At 46.1% G+C, this 16,384-nt stretch carries 19 protein-coding genes and 2 tRNA genes; 16 read left to right on the forward strand and 5 right to left on the reverse strand.

The window, feature by feature from the left end; genetic code table 11:
- Positions 1-191 precede the first annotated feature (191 nt).
- From tyrS to G6R30_RS00095, 4 genes are all read left to right on the forward strand, one after another.
- A complete protein-coding gene (gene tyrS / locus G6R30_RS00080) occupies positions 192-1,439 on the forward strand; it encodes a tyrosine--tRNA ligase (protein ID WP_213820269.1) in 1,248 nt (415 codons plus the stop codon).
- 349 nt (positions 1,440-1,788) lie between these two features.
- Positions 1,789-2,706 carry an ABC transporter ATP-binding protein gene (locus G6R30_RS00085; RefSeq protein ID WP_213820271.1) on the forward strand — a complete coding sequence of 306 codons (918 nt, stop codon included), beginning with the start codon at positions 1,789-1,791 and terminating at the stop codon, positions 2,704-2,706.
- A 21-nt stretch (positions 2,707-2,727) separates the two neighbouring features.
- Positions 2,728-3,492 (forward strand): ABC transporter permease, encoded by a 765-nt coding sequence (locus tag G6R30_RS00090; RefSeq protein WP_213820273.1) that lies wholly within the window; start codon positions 2,728-2,730, stop codon positions 3,490-3,492.
- Positions 3,493-3,583: 91 nt separating this feature from the next.
- Positions 3,584-3,886: a kinase gene (locus G6R30_RS00095; RefSeq protein WP_213820275.1), complete on the forward strand. Its 303-nt coding sequence runs from the start codon at positions 3,584-3,586 to the stop codon at positions 3,884-3,886.
- Positions 3,887-3,946: 60 nt separating this feature from the next.
- On the opposite strand, the gene G6R30_RS00100 is transcribed toward G6R30_RS00095, so the two are convergent.
- From G6R30_RS00100 to G6R30_RS00115, 4 genes are all read right to left on the reverse strand, one after another.
- The gene (locus tag G6R30_RS00100; protein WP_213820277.1) at positions 3,947-4,702 is read right to left on the reverse strand and encodes an ABC transporter ATP-binding protein; all 756 of its coding nucleotides are present in this window, start codon (positions 4,700-4,702) and stop codon (positions 3,947-3,949) included.
- Entirely contained in the window at positions 4,695-5,594 is a 900-nt protein-coding gene (locus G6R30_RS00105; protein ID WP_213820279.1) for an ABC transporter permease, read from the reverse strand. Before G6R30_RS00105 ends, G6R30_RS00100 begins: the two co-directional genes overlap by 8 nt.
- Positions 5,594-6,592 (reverse strand): tryptophan ABC transporter substrate-binding protein, encoded by a 999-nt coding sequence (gene trpX / locus G6R30_RS00110; protein WP_213820281.1) that lies wholly within the window; start codon positions 6,590-6,592, stop codon positions 5,594-5,596. The genes G6R30_RS00105 and trpX overlap by 1 nt, the downstream gene beginning before the upstream one ends.
- A gap of 316 nt (positions 6,593-6,908) precedes the next feature.
- Positions 6,909-7,511, reverse strand: coding sequence for a nitroreductase family protein (locus G6R30_RS00115; RefSeq protein WP_213820283.1), 603 nt, complete (start codon positions 7,509-7,511; stop codon positions 6,909-6,911).
- Positions 7,512-7,595: 84 nt separating this feature from the next.
- Here G6R30_RS00115 and G6R30_RS00120 point away from each other — a divergent pair, with 84 nt between their 5' ends.
- From G6R30_RS00120 to G6R30_RS00135, 4 genes are read left to right on the forward strand one after another with little or no spacing between them, the layout of a single operon-like run.
- On the forward strand, positions 7,596-8,060 hold the full coding sequence (locus tag G6R30_RS00120; RefSeq protein WP_213820285.1) for an Rrf2 family transcriptional regulator: 465 nt from the start codon (positions 7,596-7,598) through the stop codon (positions 8,058-8,060).
- Positions 8,053-8,472 carry a fluoride efflux transporter FluC gene (locus tag G6R30_RS00125; protein WP_213820287.1) on the forward strand — a complete coding sequence of 140 codons (420 nt, stop codon included), beginning with the start codon at positions 8,053-8,055 and terminating at the stop codon, positions 8,470-8,472. Before G6R30_RS00120 ends, G6R30_RS00125 begins: the two co-directional genes overlap by 8 nt.
- Positions 8,463-8,813: a fluoride efflux transporter FluC gene (locus G6R30_RS00130; protein ID WP_213820289.1), complete on the forward strand. Its 351-nt coding sequence runs from the start codon at positions 8,463-8,465 to the stop codon at positions 8,811-8,813. Before G6R30_RS00125 ends, G6R30_RS00130 begins: the two co-directional genes overlap by 10 nt.
- 38 nt (positions 8,814-8,851) lie before the next feature.
- Positions 8,852-9,742, forward strand: a complete 891-nt coding sequence (locus G6R30_RS00135; protein WP_213820291.1) for a DegV family protein — start codon at positions 8,852-8,854, stop codon at positions 9,740-9,742.
- 42 nt (positions 9,743-9,784) lie between these two features.
- Here G6R30_RS00135 and G6R30_RS00140 read toward each other — a convergent pair whose 3' ends face one another.
- On the reverse strand, positions 9,785-10,129 hold the full coding sequence (locus tag G6R30_RS00140; protein WP_213820293.1) for an iron-sulfur cluster biosynthesis family protein: 345 nt from the start codon (positions 10,127-10,129) through the stop codon (positions 9,785-9,787).
- 180 nt (positions 10,130-10,309) lie between these two features.
- Here G6R30_RS00140 and trhA point away from each other — a divergent pair, with 180 nt between their 5' ends.
- From trhA to G6R30_RS00180, 8 genes are all read left to right on the forward strand, one after another.
- Entirely contained in the window at positions 10,310-10,951 is a 642-nt protein-coding gene (gene trhA, locus G6R30_RS00145; protein WP_213820295.1) for a PAQR family membrane homeostasis protein TrhA, read from the forward strand.
- Between the two features lie 50 nt (positions 10,952-11,001).
- Entirely contained in the window at positions 11,002-11,646 is a 645-nt protein-coding gene (locus G6R30_RS00150) for a carbonic anhydrase family protein (RefSeq protein WP_213820297.1), read from the forward strand.
- A gap of 96 nt (positions 11,647-11,742) precedes the next feature.
- The gene (locus tag G6R30_RS00155; protein ID WP_213820299.1) at positions 11,743-13,110 is read left to right on the forward strand and encodes an MFS transporter; all 1,368 of its coding nucleotides are present in this window, start codon (positions 11,743-11,745) and stop codon (positions 13,108-13,110) included.
- 95 nt (positions 13,111-13,205) lie between these two features.
- The gene (locus tag G6R30_RS00160) at positions 13,206-15,095 is read left to right on the forward strand and encodes a M13-type metalloendopeptidase (RefSeq protein WP_213820301.1); all 1,890 of its coding nucleotides are present in this window, start codon (positions 13,206-13,208) and stop codon (positions 15,093-15,095) included.
- Between the two features lie 66 nt (positions 15,096-15,161).
- Positions 15,162-15,244 (forward strand) — tRNA-Tyr (locus G6R30_RS00165).
- A 29-nt stretch (positions 15,245-15,273) separates the two neighbouring features.
- A tRNA-Gln gene (locus G6R30_RS00170) sits at positions 15,274-15,345 on the forward strand.
- A gap of 255 nt (positions 15,346-15,600) precedes the next feature.
- A complete protein-coding gene (locus G6R30_RS00175; RefSeq protein WP_213820303.1) occupies positions 15,601-15,762 on the forward strand; it encodes a hypothetical protein in 162 nt (53 codons plus the stop codon).
- 106 nt (positions 15,763-15,868) lie between these two features.
- On the forward strand, positions 15,869-16,318 hold the full coding sequence (locus tag G6R30_RS00180) for a helix-turn-helix domain-containing protein (protein ID WP_213820305.1): 450 nt from the start codon (positions 15,869-15,871) through the stop codon (positions 16,316-16,318).
- Positions 16,319-16,384 lie beyond the last annotated feature (66 nt).

Here is a 16,384-nt window from a genome sequence, read left to right on the forward strand (position 1 = left end):
GGGAGCTGTGAGTCAGTCCAACCTTTTCAGGTACACAACGAAACGAAATGACGTAAGCGCCGCGTTAAGGCCATTTAAAGCGACCCCAGTAGGGGGTAAATTAGGTGGTACCGCGGTCAGAGTCGTCCTAATCCAAGTGGATTAGGACGACTTTTTTTAGTTGTTTTAATAAAAAAGCAAAGGGGAATGACATGAATTTTATTGAAGATTTGAAATGGCGTGGTGCTTTAAACCAGGTCACGGACGAGGATGGCTTGTTAAAGGCAATGGCGGAGGGGCAAATTGGTGCCTACGTTGGAACCGATCCAACCGCTGATTCCCTTCACCTGGGTCACTTGATTCCCTTCATGGTCTTGAAGCGTTTTCAAAATGCGGGTGGTAAGGCAGTCATTATCGTCGGTGGCGCAACTGGTTCAATTGGGGACCCCCGCCCAACCACGGAACGGCAGCTCTTATCAGAAGAACAGCTAAAGGCAAACGAGAAAGGGATTGCCGAGCAGGTCACCAAGCTCTTTGGACAAAACGGGACAAAGATTGTCAACAATGCCGACTGGCTGAACACGATGTCTTTGCCAAGTTTCCTGCGCGACTACGGTAAGCTTTTCTCGATTAACGTGATGTTGAAAAAGGACGTGGTGGCATCGCGTTTGGAGACAGGGATTTCGTATACTGAATTCACTTACCAAATTTTGCAAGCCATTGACTTTTTGCACCTTTGGCAAGAAGAAAACGTTCGACTGCAAATCGGTGGTTCGGATCAGTGGGGAAACATTACCTCTGGTGTGGACTTAATTCATACGATCGAAGGAAATGATGCGCCTGCTTTCGGGTTGACCATTCCGTTGATGACGGATTCAACGGGCAAGAAGTTTGGTAAGTCCGAAGGAAACGCGATTTGGTTGAACGCCGAAAAAACGTCACCTTATACGTTCTACCAATTCTGGTACAACCAAGCGGATGCTGACGTTGTGAAGTACTTGAAGTACTTTACCTTCCTATCAAAGGAAGAAATCGAAGAATTAGAAAAAGAAGTCGCCGAAAACCCAGGTGCTCGTTTGGGTCAGAAACGCTTGGCCGAAGAGGTGACGGCCTTCGTTCACGGACAAGCTGCCGTTGATGAAGCCGAGGCACTTTCAAAGGCCCTTTTCTCAGGTGATGTTGCCGAACTGAGTGTTCAGCAAATTCAAGATGTCTTTTCCGGTGTTCCAGGCTTTGAAACGTCAAGTGCCGAACAAAACATTGTCGACTTTTTGGTGACTGCTGGAATTGAAAAGTCAAAGCGCCAGGCGCGAGAAGACGTAACGAACGGGGCCATTCGGATTAATGGCGAAAAGGTAACCGACACGGACGCCGTAGTGAAGCCCGAAAGTGCCTATGAAGGGCAGTATGTGCTCGTACGCCGTGGTAAGAAGAAGTATTTCTTGGGAAGTGTTAAGTAGTTCATCCATTGATTTGGAGCTTTTTACTAAAATTTAAAAAAATCAGCAGATGTTTTAACTTGAATTTAATCTCTAAGAACCATAATGAGAAACATGATATAGCAATATATCAAGAAACCAGGTTCCTAGTCACTATAAATACTTCTCTCTAAACCTAATTTATACCTTCTCTCCCGTACTAGGGACCTGGTGATTGAATTGCTCCCCGAAAGGGGAGTTTTTTTATGGAAAGTTTAAGCTTGGGTGAATTTACCATCAAGTCGTCTGCCTTTGTTATAATAGGACCAACTCAAAAGACGTTAAAGCCCATCTGATGGGCAGAGGGCGTTTACAAAAGGAGACCGAACATATGTCACTATTAGAACTCCGACACGTGTCAAAGCACTTTGGTTCTTATAAGGCTTTAGACAACGTATCATTTTCTGTTGAACCCGGACGAATTGTTGGTTTGATTGGTCCTAACGGGGCTGGTAAGTCCACGGCCATGCGCGCAATGACCGGATTGATGCGCTTTGATTCCGGCGAGGTAAGCTTTGACGACCAGCCAGTCAAGTTTTCAAAGACAAAGGCCTTGGCCAAGATGGGAAACTTAATTGAATACCCTGCCATCTACCCAAACTTCACGGCAGAAGATCACATGAAGTACTATGCGATGGATGCAAAGGAATCAGAAGACATTCATGAATTAATGAAGTTGACAGGGATTGACGGTCCAAACTTCGGGAAGCGTAAGGCCAAGCATTTCTCACTTGGAATGAAGCAACGCTTAGGCATCGCCATTGCCTTGGTTCGCAAGCCAAAGCTGGTCGTCTTGGATGAGCCAATGAATGGTTTGGATCCACAGTCGGTCCGAGAAATTCGCGCCTTAATTCAAAAGTTATCGGATCAAGGAATCGCCTTCCTCATTTCTTCTCATTTGTTAGATGAATTGCAACGGTTGGCTGATGACGTGGTCATTATTAACAAAGGAAAAGTCATTCGTAAAACATCCATGGCTGACTTTCTTTCAGAAGACAAGGCCCAGGTTAAGGTGAAGACTTCCGATAACCAGGCGATGGTGGCAGCCGCCGAAGAAGCGGGTTGGTCAGTTAAGGAAAATGATCAAGACGAAGTGTTGATCACGGCTGACGATGGCGTGAACGCTCAAGCTGTCTTAGCAAAGGCCACCGCAATCAATGTGGACGTCTTAGATATCCAGACGGCAACGGTTAATTTGGAAGATCACTTAATGGAAGTTCTTTCCGACAGCGATCGCGACCGTGCCTAAGTGTTGATTTAAGGAGAAACTATGCATACTTTATTAAAACAGGAATGGATGAAAGCCGTGAAGCAAAACCGCTTCTATGTCTGGGCATTGATCGCTTTTATCTTACCAATTATTGTCTTAACTACCTTAGTGCCGACGGACCAACAGCTGGTCGGCTACTATAGCTTGGGTGGTGCGGGCATTGTCGTGGCCATTGCCGCTTCCGTTATTTCAGCTTTGACTTTTACACAAGAGTTTAATTACGGGACAATTCGCCCATTGTTATCTCGTCAGTATTCCCGCTTAGAAATCTTCGTTTCGAAAATAATCATGATTGTTTTTGAATACATCTTGGTTTTGACTTCGGCGGTTCTTGGAACACTTGCTGGTCGTTTGATTTTCCAAATGATTAATGGTTCAACGGGCACGAGCATTGATTGGCAGCCCTTCTTGTTCAATCAAGTCATGGACGTGATTATGACGCTCTTCTTCTTCGCCATTGTTTTGTTGGTTTCCAACTTGGTTAAGTCAACGGCAGCGGCCGTTTCAATTGGGATTGTCCTCTCCGTAGCAACGTCAATTATTGCTGCCATTACGACTTTCTTAGTGCAGTTCTGGGAACCTTTGCGTTGGAACCCCTTGACGGTGGAAGCCTTCTTGTCACAGTTTAATGGCCGACAGGTCCAAAACGAATACATGATGAACTTCTTTGGAACCGATGTCTGGGTTGTTTGGGCAGTTTACATCTTCTACTTAGTTGTACTTTACCTGTTCACTTATCTGATTTTCCAACGTCGCTCCGTTTAAATGAAAACAGGCCATTTGGCCTGTTTTTTCTTTGAATAAAATGACTAGGTCTCCAGGTCTTTTTTTGCTACAATAAGCAAAGGAGTAAACCATGTCACGAGAAAAGAATGCTTTTAACGACAAGCAACGCATTTTGCGTTTATATTCAATTTTGATTTCCAAGCAGGCCATGTCGGTCGAACAGATTGAAGATCTTTTCTTTATTGGGCAGAAAACGGTGCAGCGCGACATCGCGGCCATTCGGGAGTTTTTGACTGATTTGCAGCAGGGGGAGCCGGTGCAATCCGAAGTGGTCTATGATCGCAAAATCAAAAAGTATAAAATTACCGAACGGGATCATCTTTTTGAGGTCTTTGATAAGATTAACTCAGAGGAAAATCCCTTTGATTTCTAACAACCAAAAGTCCCGCTGGAACAATATGCGTTCCAGCGGGACTTTTTTAGTGCGTTTAGTTTAATGAACGAAATAAGTTAATAAATCGGCTTCGGATAGCTGATCTTTTTCTTCGTCTTTGACGTCGAGAACGATTTTTCCAGCGTTTAACACAATCAGACGGTTGCCATAGGTGAGGGCATCTTTCAAATTGTGCGTAATCATCAAAGCCGTCAAGTGATTATCTTTCACCTGATGATTCGTTGCGGCCATCAGTTGGTCCGAAGTCTTCGGATCAAGTGCGGCCGTATGCTCATCCAAGAGAAGCAAGCCGGGCTTGACGCGCGTTGCCATTAAAAAGGAAAGGGCTTGACGCTGTCCACCAGAAAGTGAGCCAGTGGCGGTTTGAAGGCGGTCTTCGAGGTTATTTCCCATGGTCTTGGTTAAGTTAAAGTAGGTGGTCAATTTTTCGTTGGTTAATTGACGGTTTTTTAACGTCCGCTTGCTGCCTCGCTTTTCAGCTAGCAGTAAGTTTTCGGCGACGGTCATTCGCGGTGCGGTCCCGAGCTTGGGATCTTGAAAAACACGGGCCAGAAAGGAAGTTCGCTTGACCGCAGGCATCTGCGTAATATCTTGTCCCTCGTGTTCGACCGAACCGGCAGTTAATGGTAGGTCGCCGGAAATGACGTTAAAGAGTGTCGACTTTCCAGCACCGTTTGTCCCAAGAACCGTAATAAAGTCTCCGGGGTAGATGTCGAGATTTAAATCGTTTAAAATCGTGGTGCCATTTGGAACAGTGACGGTGGCGTCCTTTAATGAAAAAACAGCTTTAGTCATTTGTCTTACCTCCCAAGTGAAGGACTTTGTCCAGTTTTAGATACTTTCGAACCTGTGGCAGCATCATCGCGATGGCCAAGATAATGGATGAAATGAGGTTTAGATCGTTCGTTGAGAAACCAAGTTGCAAAACGGCTAGCAAAACCAAACGATAGATAATGGAACCAATCACAACCGCAATGAGTCGTTGATTCAAGGAAAGATTACCGAAAACGACTTCACCAATGATGATGGAGGCCAAGGCGATCACAATGATACCGATTCCCATGTTAATGTCGGCAAAGCCGTTGTTTTGTGCAATAACCGCACCACCAAAGGCGATGAGGGCGTTGGAAACCATGAGGCCCATAATGGTCATCCGGTCGGTTTTAATACCAAAGGCAGCGGCCATCACAGGGTTATCGCCAGTCGCGATAAAGGCTTGGCCGAGTTCGGTTTGTAAGAACCAGATGAGAAAACCTAAAATGAGCGAAATGACGATTAACCCGAGGACAACGCCATCAAAATACTTCGGCAAATCGGATAAGAAAGGAACGGAGAAAATCGTTTTTTGGTCCAAGAGTGAAATGTTGGCCGATCCCATGATCCGCAGGTTAATGGAAAGGCAGGCGGTCATGACTAAGATACCGGCCAAAAGAATTGGAATCTTCCCCTTTGTATAAAGAATACCGGTAATAAAACCAGCGACTGCACCGACAAAGAGGGCGGCCAAAGTCGCTAAGAAGGGATTGACGCCGTGTGCGATTAAGGAAACGGCAGTCGAGGCGCCAAGTGGGAAGGAGCCTTCCACCGTCATGTCGGCAAAGTTAAGAATCCGAAAAGTCAGGTACAAGGCAACCCCAAGGACGGCCCAGAGGATTCCTTGAGAGATGGACGAAACAATAATTGACATTAGTAGGCCTCCTTATTTGCTTTTGCATCAGCGACGATGTGTTCGGGTAAGGTAATCCCTAAATCAGCAGCCGTTTGCTTGTTAATGGCGTAATTTCCCTTGTTAACCGTCTGAACAGCCATCGAGGAAGCTTTCTCACCCTTTAACAGACGAGCGGTCATTTGACCTGCTTGGTAACCGACCTGATACTGTGATTGCGAATAGGTCACAAGTCCACCGTCGGCGACCATCGTATCATTGGATGGGATAACCGGAACGTTGCGTGCTTTTGCGGCAGAAACTAGCGTCTTCATCGCCGTTGCAACGGAGTTATCTTGTGGGGCATAAATGGCATCGACTTCACCTGCCATTGTCGTTGCGACTTGGAGCATGTCGTTGGTTGACGAAATGGTATAGGATTTAACGGTGTAGCCGGACTTTTGAAGCGTTTTCTTCATTTGAGCAGCGTTATAGGTGCCACCGGAATCCGAGGTTGTGGAGATGATACCAATGGTCTTCGCCTTTGGCAGCACTTCCTTAATAACAGCGGCTTGCTGTTGGTATGGCGAGTCACCAGCCACACCGGTCACGTTTTTGCCAGGGTGTGACAGTGAGTTGACCAATTTAGAACCAACGGGGTTGGTAATTCCAGCCAAGACAACGGGTGATTGATTCTTCGCAGCTTGTGCAAGTGACAAGGCGGCAGGGGTTGCGATGCCGACAGTCAGATCATCTTCTTTATTAATAAAGTCCTGTGCCATCGTTTTTAGATTGGCTTGGTTGGCCTGTGCGTTTTGATAAGCAATCTTCACGTTTTTACCATCCGTGTAACCGCCGGCTTTTAAGCCGGCCACGACACCCTCGTGAATTTGATCGAGGGCGGGATGGGTGACTAATTGAAGAATCCCAACAGTTGGCATTTTAGTCGTTTTCTTTCCGCTGGTCTGGCCTTCGGTAAAGAAGGCAAAAACCAAGAAAGCAAGAATAACCGATGTGACGGTTAATAGACGTTTATTCATCATTCTCTCCCTTAAATTGCATGCCCAGGCAGGTTTTTGGGCATAAAAAAAGTCTGCCTGGGTGTTGTGTTATACCCAAACAGACTTTTAACCATTACGAAGAAGCCGGTTGGGACAATACTGTCGTCACAGCTTGTCCGTTAACCGAAAAGCTGCTTTCCTACCGGCGCCACCATTGGCGATTTACTTGTGATTGGAATGCAGTCATGAAATACTCCTAAAGTATTAAAAGTTAACATAAGCATACAAGAGCCAAGAACTCCTGTCAAGAAAAATGAAAAAAAGAAAAGAAAACCCGGCGGTTTTCTCAGAAAAATTAATTAAATTGCTTGAAACGTGCATCATCTGGCAAAAACGTCTTGCCGTCGGCAGGGGCTTCAATTGAGCCAAAGGGCATTTCACCACGCAAGACCCAGTGATCAGGAAGATTAAAGGCTTCCTTTACTGCCTGGTCAATCAAGGGGTTGTAATGCTGCAGGGAAGCGCCGACGCCTTCTTCTGCCAATGCTAGCCAAACGGCATAAAGGGCAATTCCAACGGATTCTTCTGCCCAGTCGTCAAAGTTGTCCGCATAAAGTGGGGCCTGTTCCTTTAACCCCTGGACAATGTTTTGGTCCGTAAAGTAAAGAACGGTTCCGTAGCCAGATTGGAAGGCACCCTTAATTTTTGCCGTCGTGGCTTGGAAGGCCTCTTCCGATGCGGCAACCTTCTTTAATTCAGCCAAAGTCATTTCCCAGAGTTTTTCATGGGCATCACCAGTCAAAACAACCGCTTGAACGGACTGTGAATTGAAGGGGGAAGGACTGTTCTTGATGCTCTTTTTTACTAAGTCAAAAAGTTCTTGGTCGGTTTGCTTTACTTCTTTACCTAGTGCGTAAATGGAGCGACGCTTTTCTTGCAGTTCGTTAAAAGTTGTCATTGGCTGTTCCTCACTTATGTATTTCTTAAAAGTACAATTAGTATGTTATACTAGACAGGATAAAAATACAAGGGGTTTTTCAAAATGAAGCCATCTTTAAAATTAACGAATGCCATCCATATTCTGATTTATATTGCCCGGGCGGATAAGCAAACGAGTTTCTCGTCCAAGGCCATTGCCGAATCGGTGAACACGAATCCATCGCGAATTCGTGCGCTGATGGCCGACATGCAAGCCGCATCGATCATTAAGCGAGAGGGTGACCACTTTTCACGGCCAATCTTGGCTAAGCCCGCAAAGGATATTTCAATGGCCGCCATTTTAAAAGCCGTCGATCCCGATTCATCGGTTTTCCCACTCGATAACAAGGTCAATGACGACTGCCCAATCGCACAACAAGTCAATCCGGTTCTTTCTTCCTATTATGAGGAACTTGACCAAAATCTCTTGAAAAAGATGGCGGGCATTTCATTTGAAGCCATTTTAGAGGACGTCAACCAAAAAGCCGGTGCCCGACTTTGTTGTACCGGCGAGGTGCAAAATGCCTGAGGAAAAGCCACAGTTGATCCTATTGGTGGTCTTTCTGGGTGGCTGTCTAGGTGGGGCGCTGCGCTACTTACTTAGCCTGTTACCGGGGATTGGTGCCTGGCCGGCCATGACGGTTTTCATTAACACGGTCGGCACCGGCTGCTTAGCGTGTTTAGCCGCTTACATGAAGCAAAAGAGCCAGCAACCGGCTTATGTGCAGTCCTTTATTGGAACGGGGCTGCTCGGTGGCTTTACGACCTTTGGCGCTCTGATTCTTGAAGCCTATCAATTTCTTTTGCTCAATCAACCCTGGCTTTTTGTTGCCCTCATTGCTTGCTCCTTGCTCCTGGCCTTCTTGGCCTTGTGGCTTGGTCAAAAGATTGGCGTAAAGTTAGCTCAAAAGGGTGAGACGGGGGCGAAAGCATGTGGGTAAAACTGCTTTTCATCATGCTTGCCACGGGCCTGGGTGCCAGTCTTCGTTACCTGATGTTAATGGCTTGGTCATCGCGCAACCGGTATTTAACGGGTGTTTTTGCCATTAATCTACTGGGATCGCTTTTACTAGGATTTGTGACGGGCCTACATTTGAATCATTTATTGACGCTAGTGCTAGGGACGAGCTTGCTTGGTGGTTTTACGACTTTTTCATCGATGATGACCGAAAGTGGTCAGTACGTTGGTTGGCGGCAAAAAACGATTTATCTTGCTGGACAATTCGTCGGCGGATTGCTGGCATTTGTCCTCGGTATTGCTTTGTTGAGCAAACTGTTTTAACTTTATAGAAGTGTAAAAAAAGATTTAGGAGAAAAACGATGGCGAAAATTGCAGTAATTGTTGATTCCTCAGCAGTTTTACCCCAGGAAATTCGCAATTCCTACAACATTATCGAAGTTTCAATTCCAATTTTGTTTGGTCAGGAAACGTATCTAGGTGGTCAAGACATCACGTCGGTTGCCCAACTCGTTTCAATGATGGACGAAAAAAAGGACCTGCCAACGACTTCACAACCTTCACCCGCACAATGGGAAAAGGCGTTGACGGAAGCAAAGGACGCCGGATTCAACGAGGCGATGATTATCACGCTCTCATCGGGTATCTCCGGTGCCTTCCAGACGGCAACAATCGTGGCGTCGGAATATGAGGGCTTGGATCGTGTGGAAGTGGTCGATTCCAAGTTGGTAAACATGGCGGAAGGTGCCCAGGCACTTTTGGCGGCTAAGTTGGCCAAGGAAGACAAGAGCATGGATGACATCCTGGCTGCCTTAACAGACTTCCGCTCTCGCCTAGGCGTGCGTTTTGTCGTGAATGATATTTCACACTTGAAGCGAACGGGCCGCCTTTCACGTGGCCAAGCATTAATTGGTGGTTTGTTAAACATTAAGCCCCTGCTTGACTTTGATATTGCCGGCGACGGCAAGATTGGTGCGGTTGGTAAGGTTCGCAAGATGTCGGGCGCAAAGGACTTGATTCAAGAGGCCTTTGAAGATTATTTGTCCAAAGTCGACTTTCCAGTCCGTGCCTACATTATTGATGCAAACAATCAAAAGCTTGGTGACAAGTGGCTGAAGGACTTTTCAGCAAAGTATCCAGCGGTTTCCTTCGAGCGAGCTGCAATGGACGCTGTGATTGCGGTTCACACAGGGGATGGGGCCATGGCGGTTATCTGGACCCGTGACTATCAATCATACGGCGATCAAGCATAAAAAAAGCAAGTCCTTTCGGACTTGCTTTTTTATTGTTGAAAATTACAAGGACTTAATGCCAAGGGCTGGATCCAAAACACCGTTTCGTCCTGAAAGCGTGTAACGAAGGTACTTTTCGTTAACATCAACCTTCATTTCGTCATCCATTTGATCAAGTGAGTATGGTTTAGCGTATACCGTTCCCATGTTTGAGTCGATGGTAGCACCAAATTCTTTCAAATCGGTATCCTTTGGAACGAAGAGGAGGTTGAAGGACAATGCCAACGTGCAATTGGCTTCATCGGAAAATGGACCAACGCCATCGTCAAAATCCAAAACAATCTTCTTGTCTGTCCCAGCAAGCTTTTCCAAACGAGCCTTGGCAGTATCAGTAAATGTTAACTTCATATTACGACCTCCTGTGCATTCATTTTCGAATTAAGATTACAAATAAATTATAGGACGAATGACTAACAAAGTCAATTGGTATAGTTTTAATTTTGTTATTTTAAAAGCGTTTTTGCTAAAAAGAAGGAACTGGTATAAACTGTTAGAAAGGCATTTCACCCCTGTTGAAGAGGAGCAAAAATGAAAAAAAGGACAAAAGCGTATCAAATTGTCTATGAAGTGTTGAATGCAGCGACCCATGGCCTGGGTTTCGTGCTCGCCCTGATTGCTGCTTGTTTTTTAATTGTGAAACTGAGCAAGCATGACATGACGCCAATCGAAATCGGTGCGATTAGTATTTATTTGCTGTCCATCTCACTCTTTTTACTGGCTTCGACACTTTTTCACGCCCTCGTCTTTACACGGGCGGCCAAGATTTTTCAATTCATGGACCATGCCGGCATTTACCTGGTTATTCTTGGTTCATACACGCCTTACACCTGGTTAGTTCTCGGTGGTACAGTCGGTTGGAGTATTTGGATTGCCATCTTATTGATGGCCTGTGCGGGCTTGGTATATGACATCTTCTTCGTTGGCCGTTGGCCATGGGTGGCGGTGACCATCTACTTGGTGATGGGCTGGCTCATTATTTTAGTGATGCCGGTTATGTGGTCTTCTTTGACTCCTTCCGCCTTCTGGCTATTATTGGCTGGTGGTGTGGTCTACTCGCTAGGTACCATTTTTTATTTGGTGCCGGCCATTCCAATGGGTCACGTCTATTGGCATCTTTTTGTCATTGCCGGTGCTGGCCTGATGTATTTTTCAATTTATCAAACAATTTAAGAAAGCTGTTTCAAACCCCAAGGTAACCAGAAAAAGAAAACGAAAAAAAGATGAATAAACTCGACTACCACTATCAGGACGTCTGGCGCTTTACGACCATGGCCACCTGCCAATCACCAATTGATGTAGTGGCTGCCAAGCTTCAAACGGGCCCAGCAATGGTGCTTGATTGTTCCGGCTTGCAGACAACTGCCCTCGAACGAAAAAAACAGGTCATCGGTGACCAGTTTTTTTGTCAAGGTCTATTAAGAATCGACCAACAAGCCTATTCGCTCATTCGCTTTCATGTTCATGACGGTGCCGAACACCTTTTTGATGGGCAGGCCGCCGATGCTGAGTTACATTTTGTCTTTCAACGGCCGGATGGCGGGACGCTCGTATTAGCCATTTTTTACGAAGAAGAGGCAGAAGCACCGCTTCGTTTTCAGAAAATCTACCACAATCAAGGACAAAGGGTGCAACTACAAAGTCTGTTGCCAGCGGATGTGTCATCCGTTATTACTTACCGAGGTAGCCTCACCACACCGCCTTTAAAAAAGGACGTGGACTGGATTTTGGTAAAGGAAAAACTGGGGATAAACCCGGTTGACTTGGCGACTTTTAAACAGGATTATCCCGATAACCACCGAGCCGTTCAACCGCTAAACGGGCGGCCCGTTCAGCAACGACCGGTTAAAATGCTGCCAAAGTCTTGACCCTTTGAATGGGTAAAGAGTAGAGTAAAGTGAATGATGAAAGGAACAGGACAACCTTTGTTGACCCTGTTTTTATTTTGTAAAGGAAGTTTTCGAATGAAAGAAGCAACGTTAAAGAAGGCAGCCCTTGTCGTGGCTGCCGCACTCTTCATGCAGATGCTGGACTCGACGATTGTGACGACCGCGCTGCCACAGATTGCGACTGATCTTTCAGTCAATCAATCGTCAGCCTCACTTTTAGTATCCGTTTACATGCTTTTTGCGGCCATCTTTATTCCGCTTTCCGGCTGGCTAGCCAAGAGAATGAGCCGGAAAATCCTTTTTCTCTTAGCGGTCATTGTTTTCACCCTGTCGTCGGTTGCCGTGGGGTTGATTAATAATCTGTCCTACATCTTGGTCATGCGGGCCATTCAGGGGATGGCGGGGGCCATGATGATTCCCGTGGGTAAATTGATTATTTTGGAAAACGTGGCTTCGAAAAACCTCTTGCAGATTCTTTCCTTTTTAGTTTGGCCAGCCCTGATTGCACCGGCCATTGCGCCCTTACTTGGGGGGTACATTGTCTCCTCCCTTTCCTGGCACTGGATCTTCTTTTTGAACTTTCCAATCGGCTTGGGCATCTTACTTGCCGGGTATTTCTTAATTCATGATGAAAACCAGCGGGAAAAAACGCCCTTTGACTTGAAGGGCTTTCTGCTGGTTGCCACAGCGGCAGGTGCCATTTTGATTGCCGCTGAGTTGCTCTCACACGGTTTGAAAACAATGTTTGCCGGCGCCGTCTTGTTACTTCTTGGCTTATCCCTTTCTTTCTTTGCTTTCCGTCACCTGCAAAAGACAGAAAGCCCACTTTTTGCTTTGGATGCATTAAAAGTCAAATCCTTCCGAATTTACCAGACGGGTGGTTCCATCTTTTGGATGACGATTGGGGCCTTGCCTTACCTGTTGACTTTGCTTCTCCAAGTGCCTTTCCACTGGACAGCCGTGGAATCGGGCGCCTATGTGATTTTCATTTTCTTGGGGAACCTGGCAATCAAGCCGTTCACAACTCCCATTATTCGACGAATGGGTTATAAGTATGCGTTGATGCTCGCTTTGGGGCTTGCGACAATGGCGACTTTCTTAATGGCTGCTTTCAATCAAGAAACCGTCAAGATGTGGATTGCCACCGTGGCCTTCCTATCTGGTGTCGGTCGTTCACTTGCACTGACGGCCTATAATTCGCTGGCCTTTGCCGAACTATCAAAGGAAGAAAAGAACGCCGCGAATACCTTGCAGTCCGTGATGCAAATGCTTTCTCAAGCATTTGGTGTGGGCTTTGTGGCGACCCTGGTGGCCCTTTTCTCCCAGATTTTTGCCATTAGCCTGGCTTACCAAGTGACCTTGTTCTTAGTTGGCCTCTTGTCGCTTTACCCATTGCTTGAAGTGCTGACTTTGCCGGAAAACGTGGGTGAAAAAACCTTATAAAAAGTCTTAAAAGTCCGCGATGCGGACTTTTTTATTGCAAAAAAATGAGGATTACAGGATAATGGCGGTAACGAATCCGAATTAGGGGAGGCAACATGACAAAGACAGACTATCGCGATGATTTTTATCAGGCAGTCAATGGCGCTTGGATCGAACAGGCAACCATTCCGGCCGACCGTCCAGTGACGGGTGGCTTCTATGATTTAGTGGAAGGCATCGAAAAAGAGGAACGCCGGGTTCTGGCCGCCATTGAAGCAGGGGAGATGAAAACGCCTGCTGACCTCGCCGAATTTGTGAAATTCCATCAATTAACAAAGGACTGGGATCGTCGCGCAGCCGGTGAAAAAGAAGCCGTGCAAGAGTTTTTGAAGCCGCTGCTGGCGCTTGGTTCATGGGATGACTATCAAAAACAAGAAGCCGCTTTGATTCAAGCGGGCTATACCACGATTCTAGCGCCTACCATTGCGCCAGATTCGAAAAACACGAGCCGAAACGAACTTTGGTTGGCTAGCCCGGATCTGATTTTTCCTGACACAACGTCTTACCAAGATAAGGAAGGAAAAGAAGCGCTTTTGGCAAACTGGTCAGAAATGGTTCAGCGCTTGTTGGAAAAATTAGGCTTTGAAAAAGAAGGGGCTGCCTGGATTCAGCAGGCAGTGAACTTTGACCAAATTTTGGCTGATCGGCAATCCTCTTCTGAAGAATTATCCGACTCTTGGAAGAACTACTACCCAATGACACTTGCTGAGGCTTCACAAAAGGTGCCGAATGTTTTGTTGACTAAGACGTTGACGACTTTGCTTGGGCAAGAACCTGACAAAGTCATCATCTATGATGGTCGATTCTTTGACCAAGCCCACGAAGTGTATGTGGAAGAAAACTTTGACGCGGTAAAGGGCTGGTTGATTATTCAGAATCTGCTAGACATTGCTGGCTTTTTGGGGGATGACACCCGGGTGCTTGCCGGAACCTTTGGTCGCTTCCTGTCAGGTACAAAGGAAGCGGTGAAACCTGAAAAGTCCGCTTTCCGACAGGCCCGTGCCTTCTTTAGTCAAGCCGTTGGAAAATGGTATGGGGAAACGTACTTTGGGCCAAAGGCCAAGCAAGATGTCGAGGCCATGGTGCACGAGCTGATTCAGGTCTATGAGCACCGCTTTGATCAGATTGACTGGCTATCGGATGAGACCAGACAAAAGGCCAAGGTGAAATTGGCGGCATTAGCTGTCAAAGTCGGCTACCCAGACAGCCTGCCAGAAGACATCGCCAATCGCCGAGTAGATGAACAGGCAACGCTTCTAGAAAACGTCCAACGTTTTTCACGAGAAGCGGTTGCCAAGCACTTTAAAAAGTGGGGGCAAGCGCCTGATAAATCCCGTTGGGGTATGTCAGCCGATACGGTTAATGCCTATTACTCGCCAGACTTTAACCAGATTGTCTTCCCGGCGGCGATTCTGCAAGCGCCATTCTATGACCTGAAGCAATCGGCTAGTCAAAATTTCGGGGGAATCGGAACGGTCATTGCCCATGAAATTACGCACGCTTTTGATACCAACGGAGCGCGCTACGACGAGCAAGGAAACTTAAAAGAATGGTGGACGAAGGAGGACTTTGCCCACTTCGAGAAAAAGACGGAAGCGGTTGTGCAAGCCTTTGACGGCTTGGATTCTGCCGGTGCCAAAGTCAACGGACACCTCACGGTTTCAGAAAACGTGGCCGATCTCGGTGGTGTATCAGCCACTTTGACTGCAGCAAAGGCCGGCGAAGCGACCGACATCCGGGCTTTCTTTGAAAATTTTGCGACTTTGTGGCGGCAAAAAGCAGAGCCGAAGTATCTCGCACTCTTGGCAACAATTGACGTTCATGCACCAGCTAAGTTGCGCACGAACGTAACCGTGAAGAATTTTGATGATTTTGCGGCGACTTTTGATGTCCAGGAGGGGGATGGCATGTACCTCGCACCAGAAAAACGGATTCAAATCTGGTAAAAATCTTTTGAAATACCTTGTCAGAAAACGGCTTTCTTGTTAATATAGAGAAGTTGTTTAAGACATGGGAGTGTAGCGAAGTCTGGCTAAACGCGACGGACTGTAACTCCGTTCCTTCGGGTTCGTAGGTTCGAATCCTACCGCTCCCATTGCCTCGCTTCAGGCAAATTTGAAGCATTGCCCCTTGGCCAAGTGGTAAGGCAGAGGTTTTTGGTACCTCCATGCGCTGGTTCGATCCCAGCAGGGGCAATCATTGAAAAAGCAGTCCGTTCGGGCTGCTTTTTTTGTGGGCTGAAACTCATTTGGATTTTTTTGAACAACTTGTTAGACAGCTCGTTCAATTTCGTTCAACATCGTCAAATTCCCTATCCAAAGGCGTTTTAAGGGTGTAAGATAAGGGTCAATTAAAGGGGAAATTGGAAACTCCCCCGCAAAATTTTCCTGAATAAAGCGTTGGAAGAGTGCTTTATCATTTTCGTCTGAGAGGATCAAAATGAGGTGAATAATGATTATTAATGGACGCGAAGTTAAGGGGGTTATGTTGGGACCAGTTGACAAAGAGATGGTCCGAGAAAAACTAACCCCAAAAGTTCGCCAGGAGTGGTTGGAATTACTAGAAGAACAGGATCGCCGCATTGAGCAGTGGGAAAAAGAGCATAACTTCTAAAATATAATCCTGCTAACCTTAATTACTGGTCATGCAAGAGACTCTTGCTTGGCATGTGACAGCATGTTTCGTATGCTATAGAAAATAAATTAGCGGAGGTGGCGTGATGGAATTTGGTAAACGGCTACAAAAATTACGGCAAGAAAAAGGGATAACTCAAGAACAGCTAGCGAAGCAATTTTATACGAGTCGACAAAACATCTCCTCTTGGGAGAATGGCAAGACTTACCCAAATATGAAGGACTTGATTTATTTGTCTGATTTCTTTGGTGTCAGCCTGGATGTCTTTTTAAAGGAAGATGGACAAGTGCAAGAGAGTTTGGAGAAGGCGACGGTGAAAAAGTTATTAACGCGTGTTTACGTTAAGCTAACAATCAGTCTTTTACTATTATTATTTAGTGATGTGGCGCAAGACTTTCTCAAGGTGCCTTTGCAAGCAGAAGTTTGGCTGATTGTTTTCTTTATCATTGTTAGTGCAGCTAATAACATTGAAGAATTTAACAAAGAGTTTGGTATTAAAGTAATCTATCCCTGGCAACGGCACCTGCGCAAGTAAGGAAATGTACAAATTTAGCAGACCATGCAGACATTTGCTAATATTTGCTTTATAATTGGTCTTGTT

Origin of the sequence: Fructobacillus parabroussonetiae (assembly GCF_018437265.1) — a bacterium.
Taxonomy (GTDB): domain Bacteria; phylum Bacillota; class Bacilli; order Lactobacillales; family Lactobacillaceae; genus Fructobacillus; species Fructobacillus parabroussonetiae.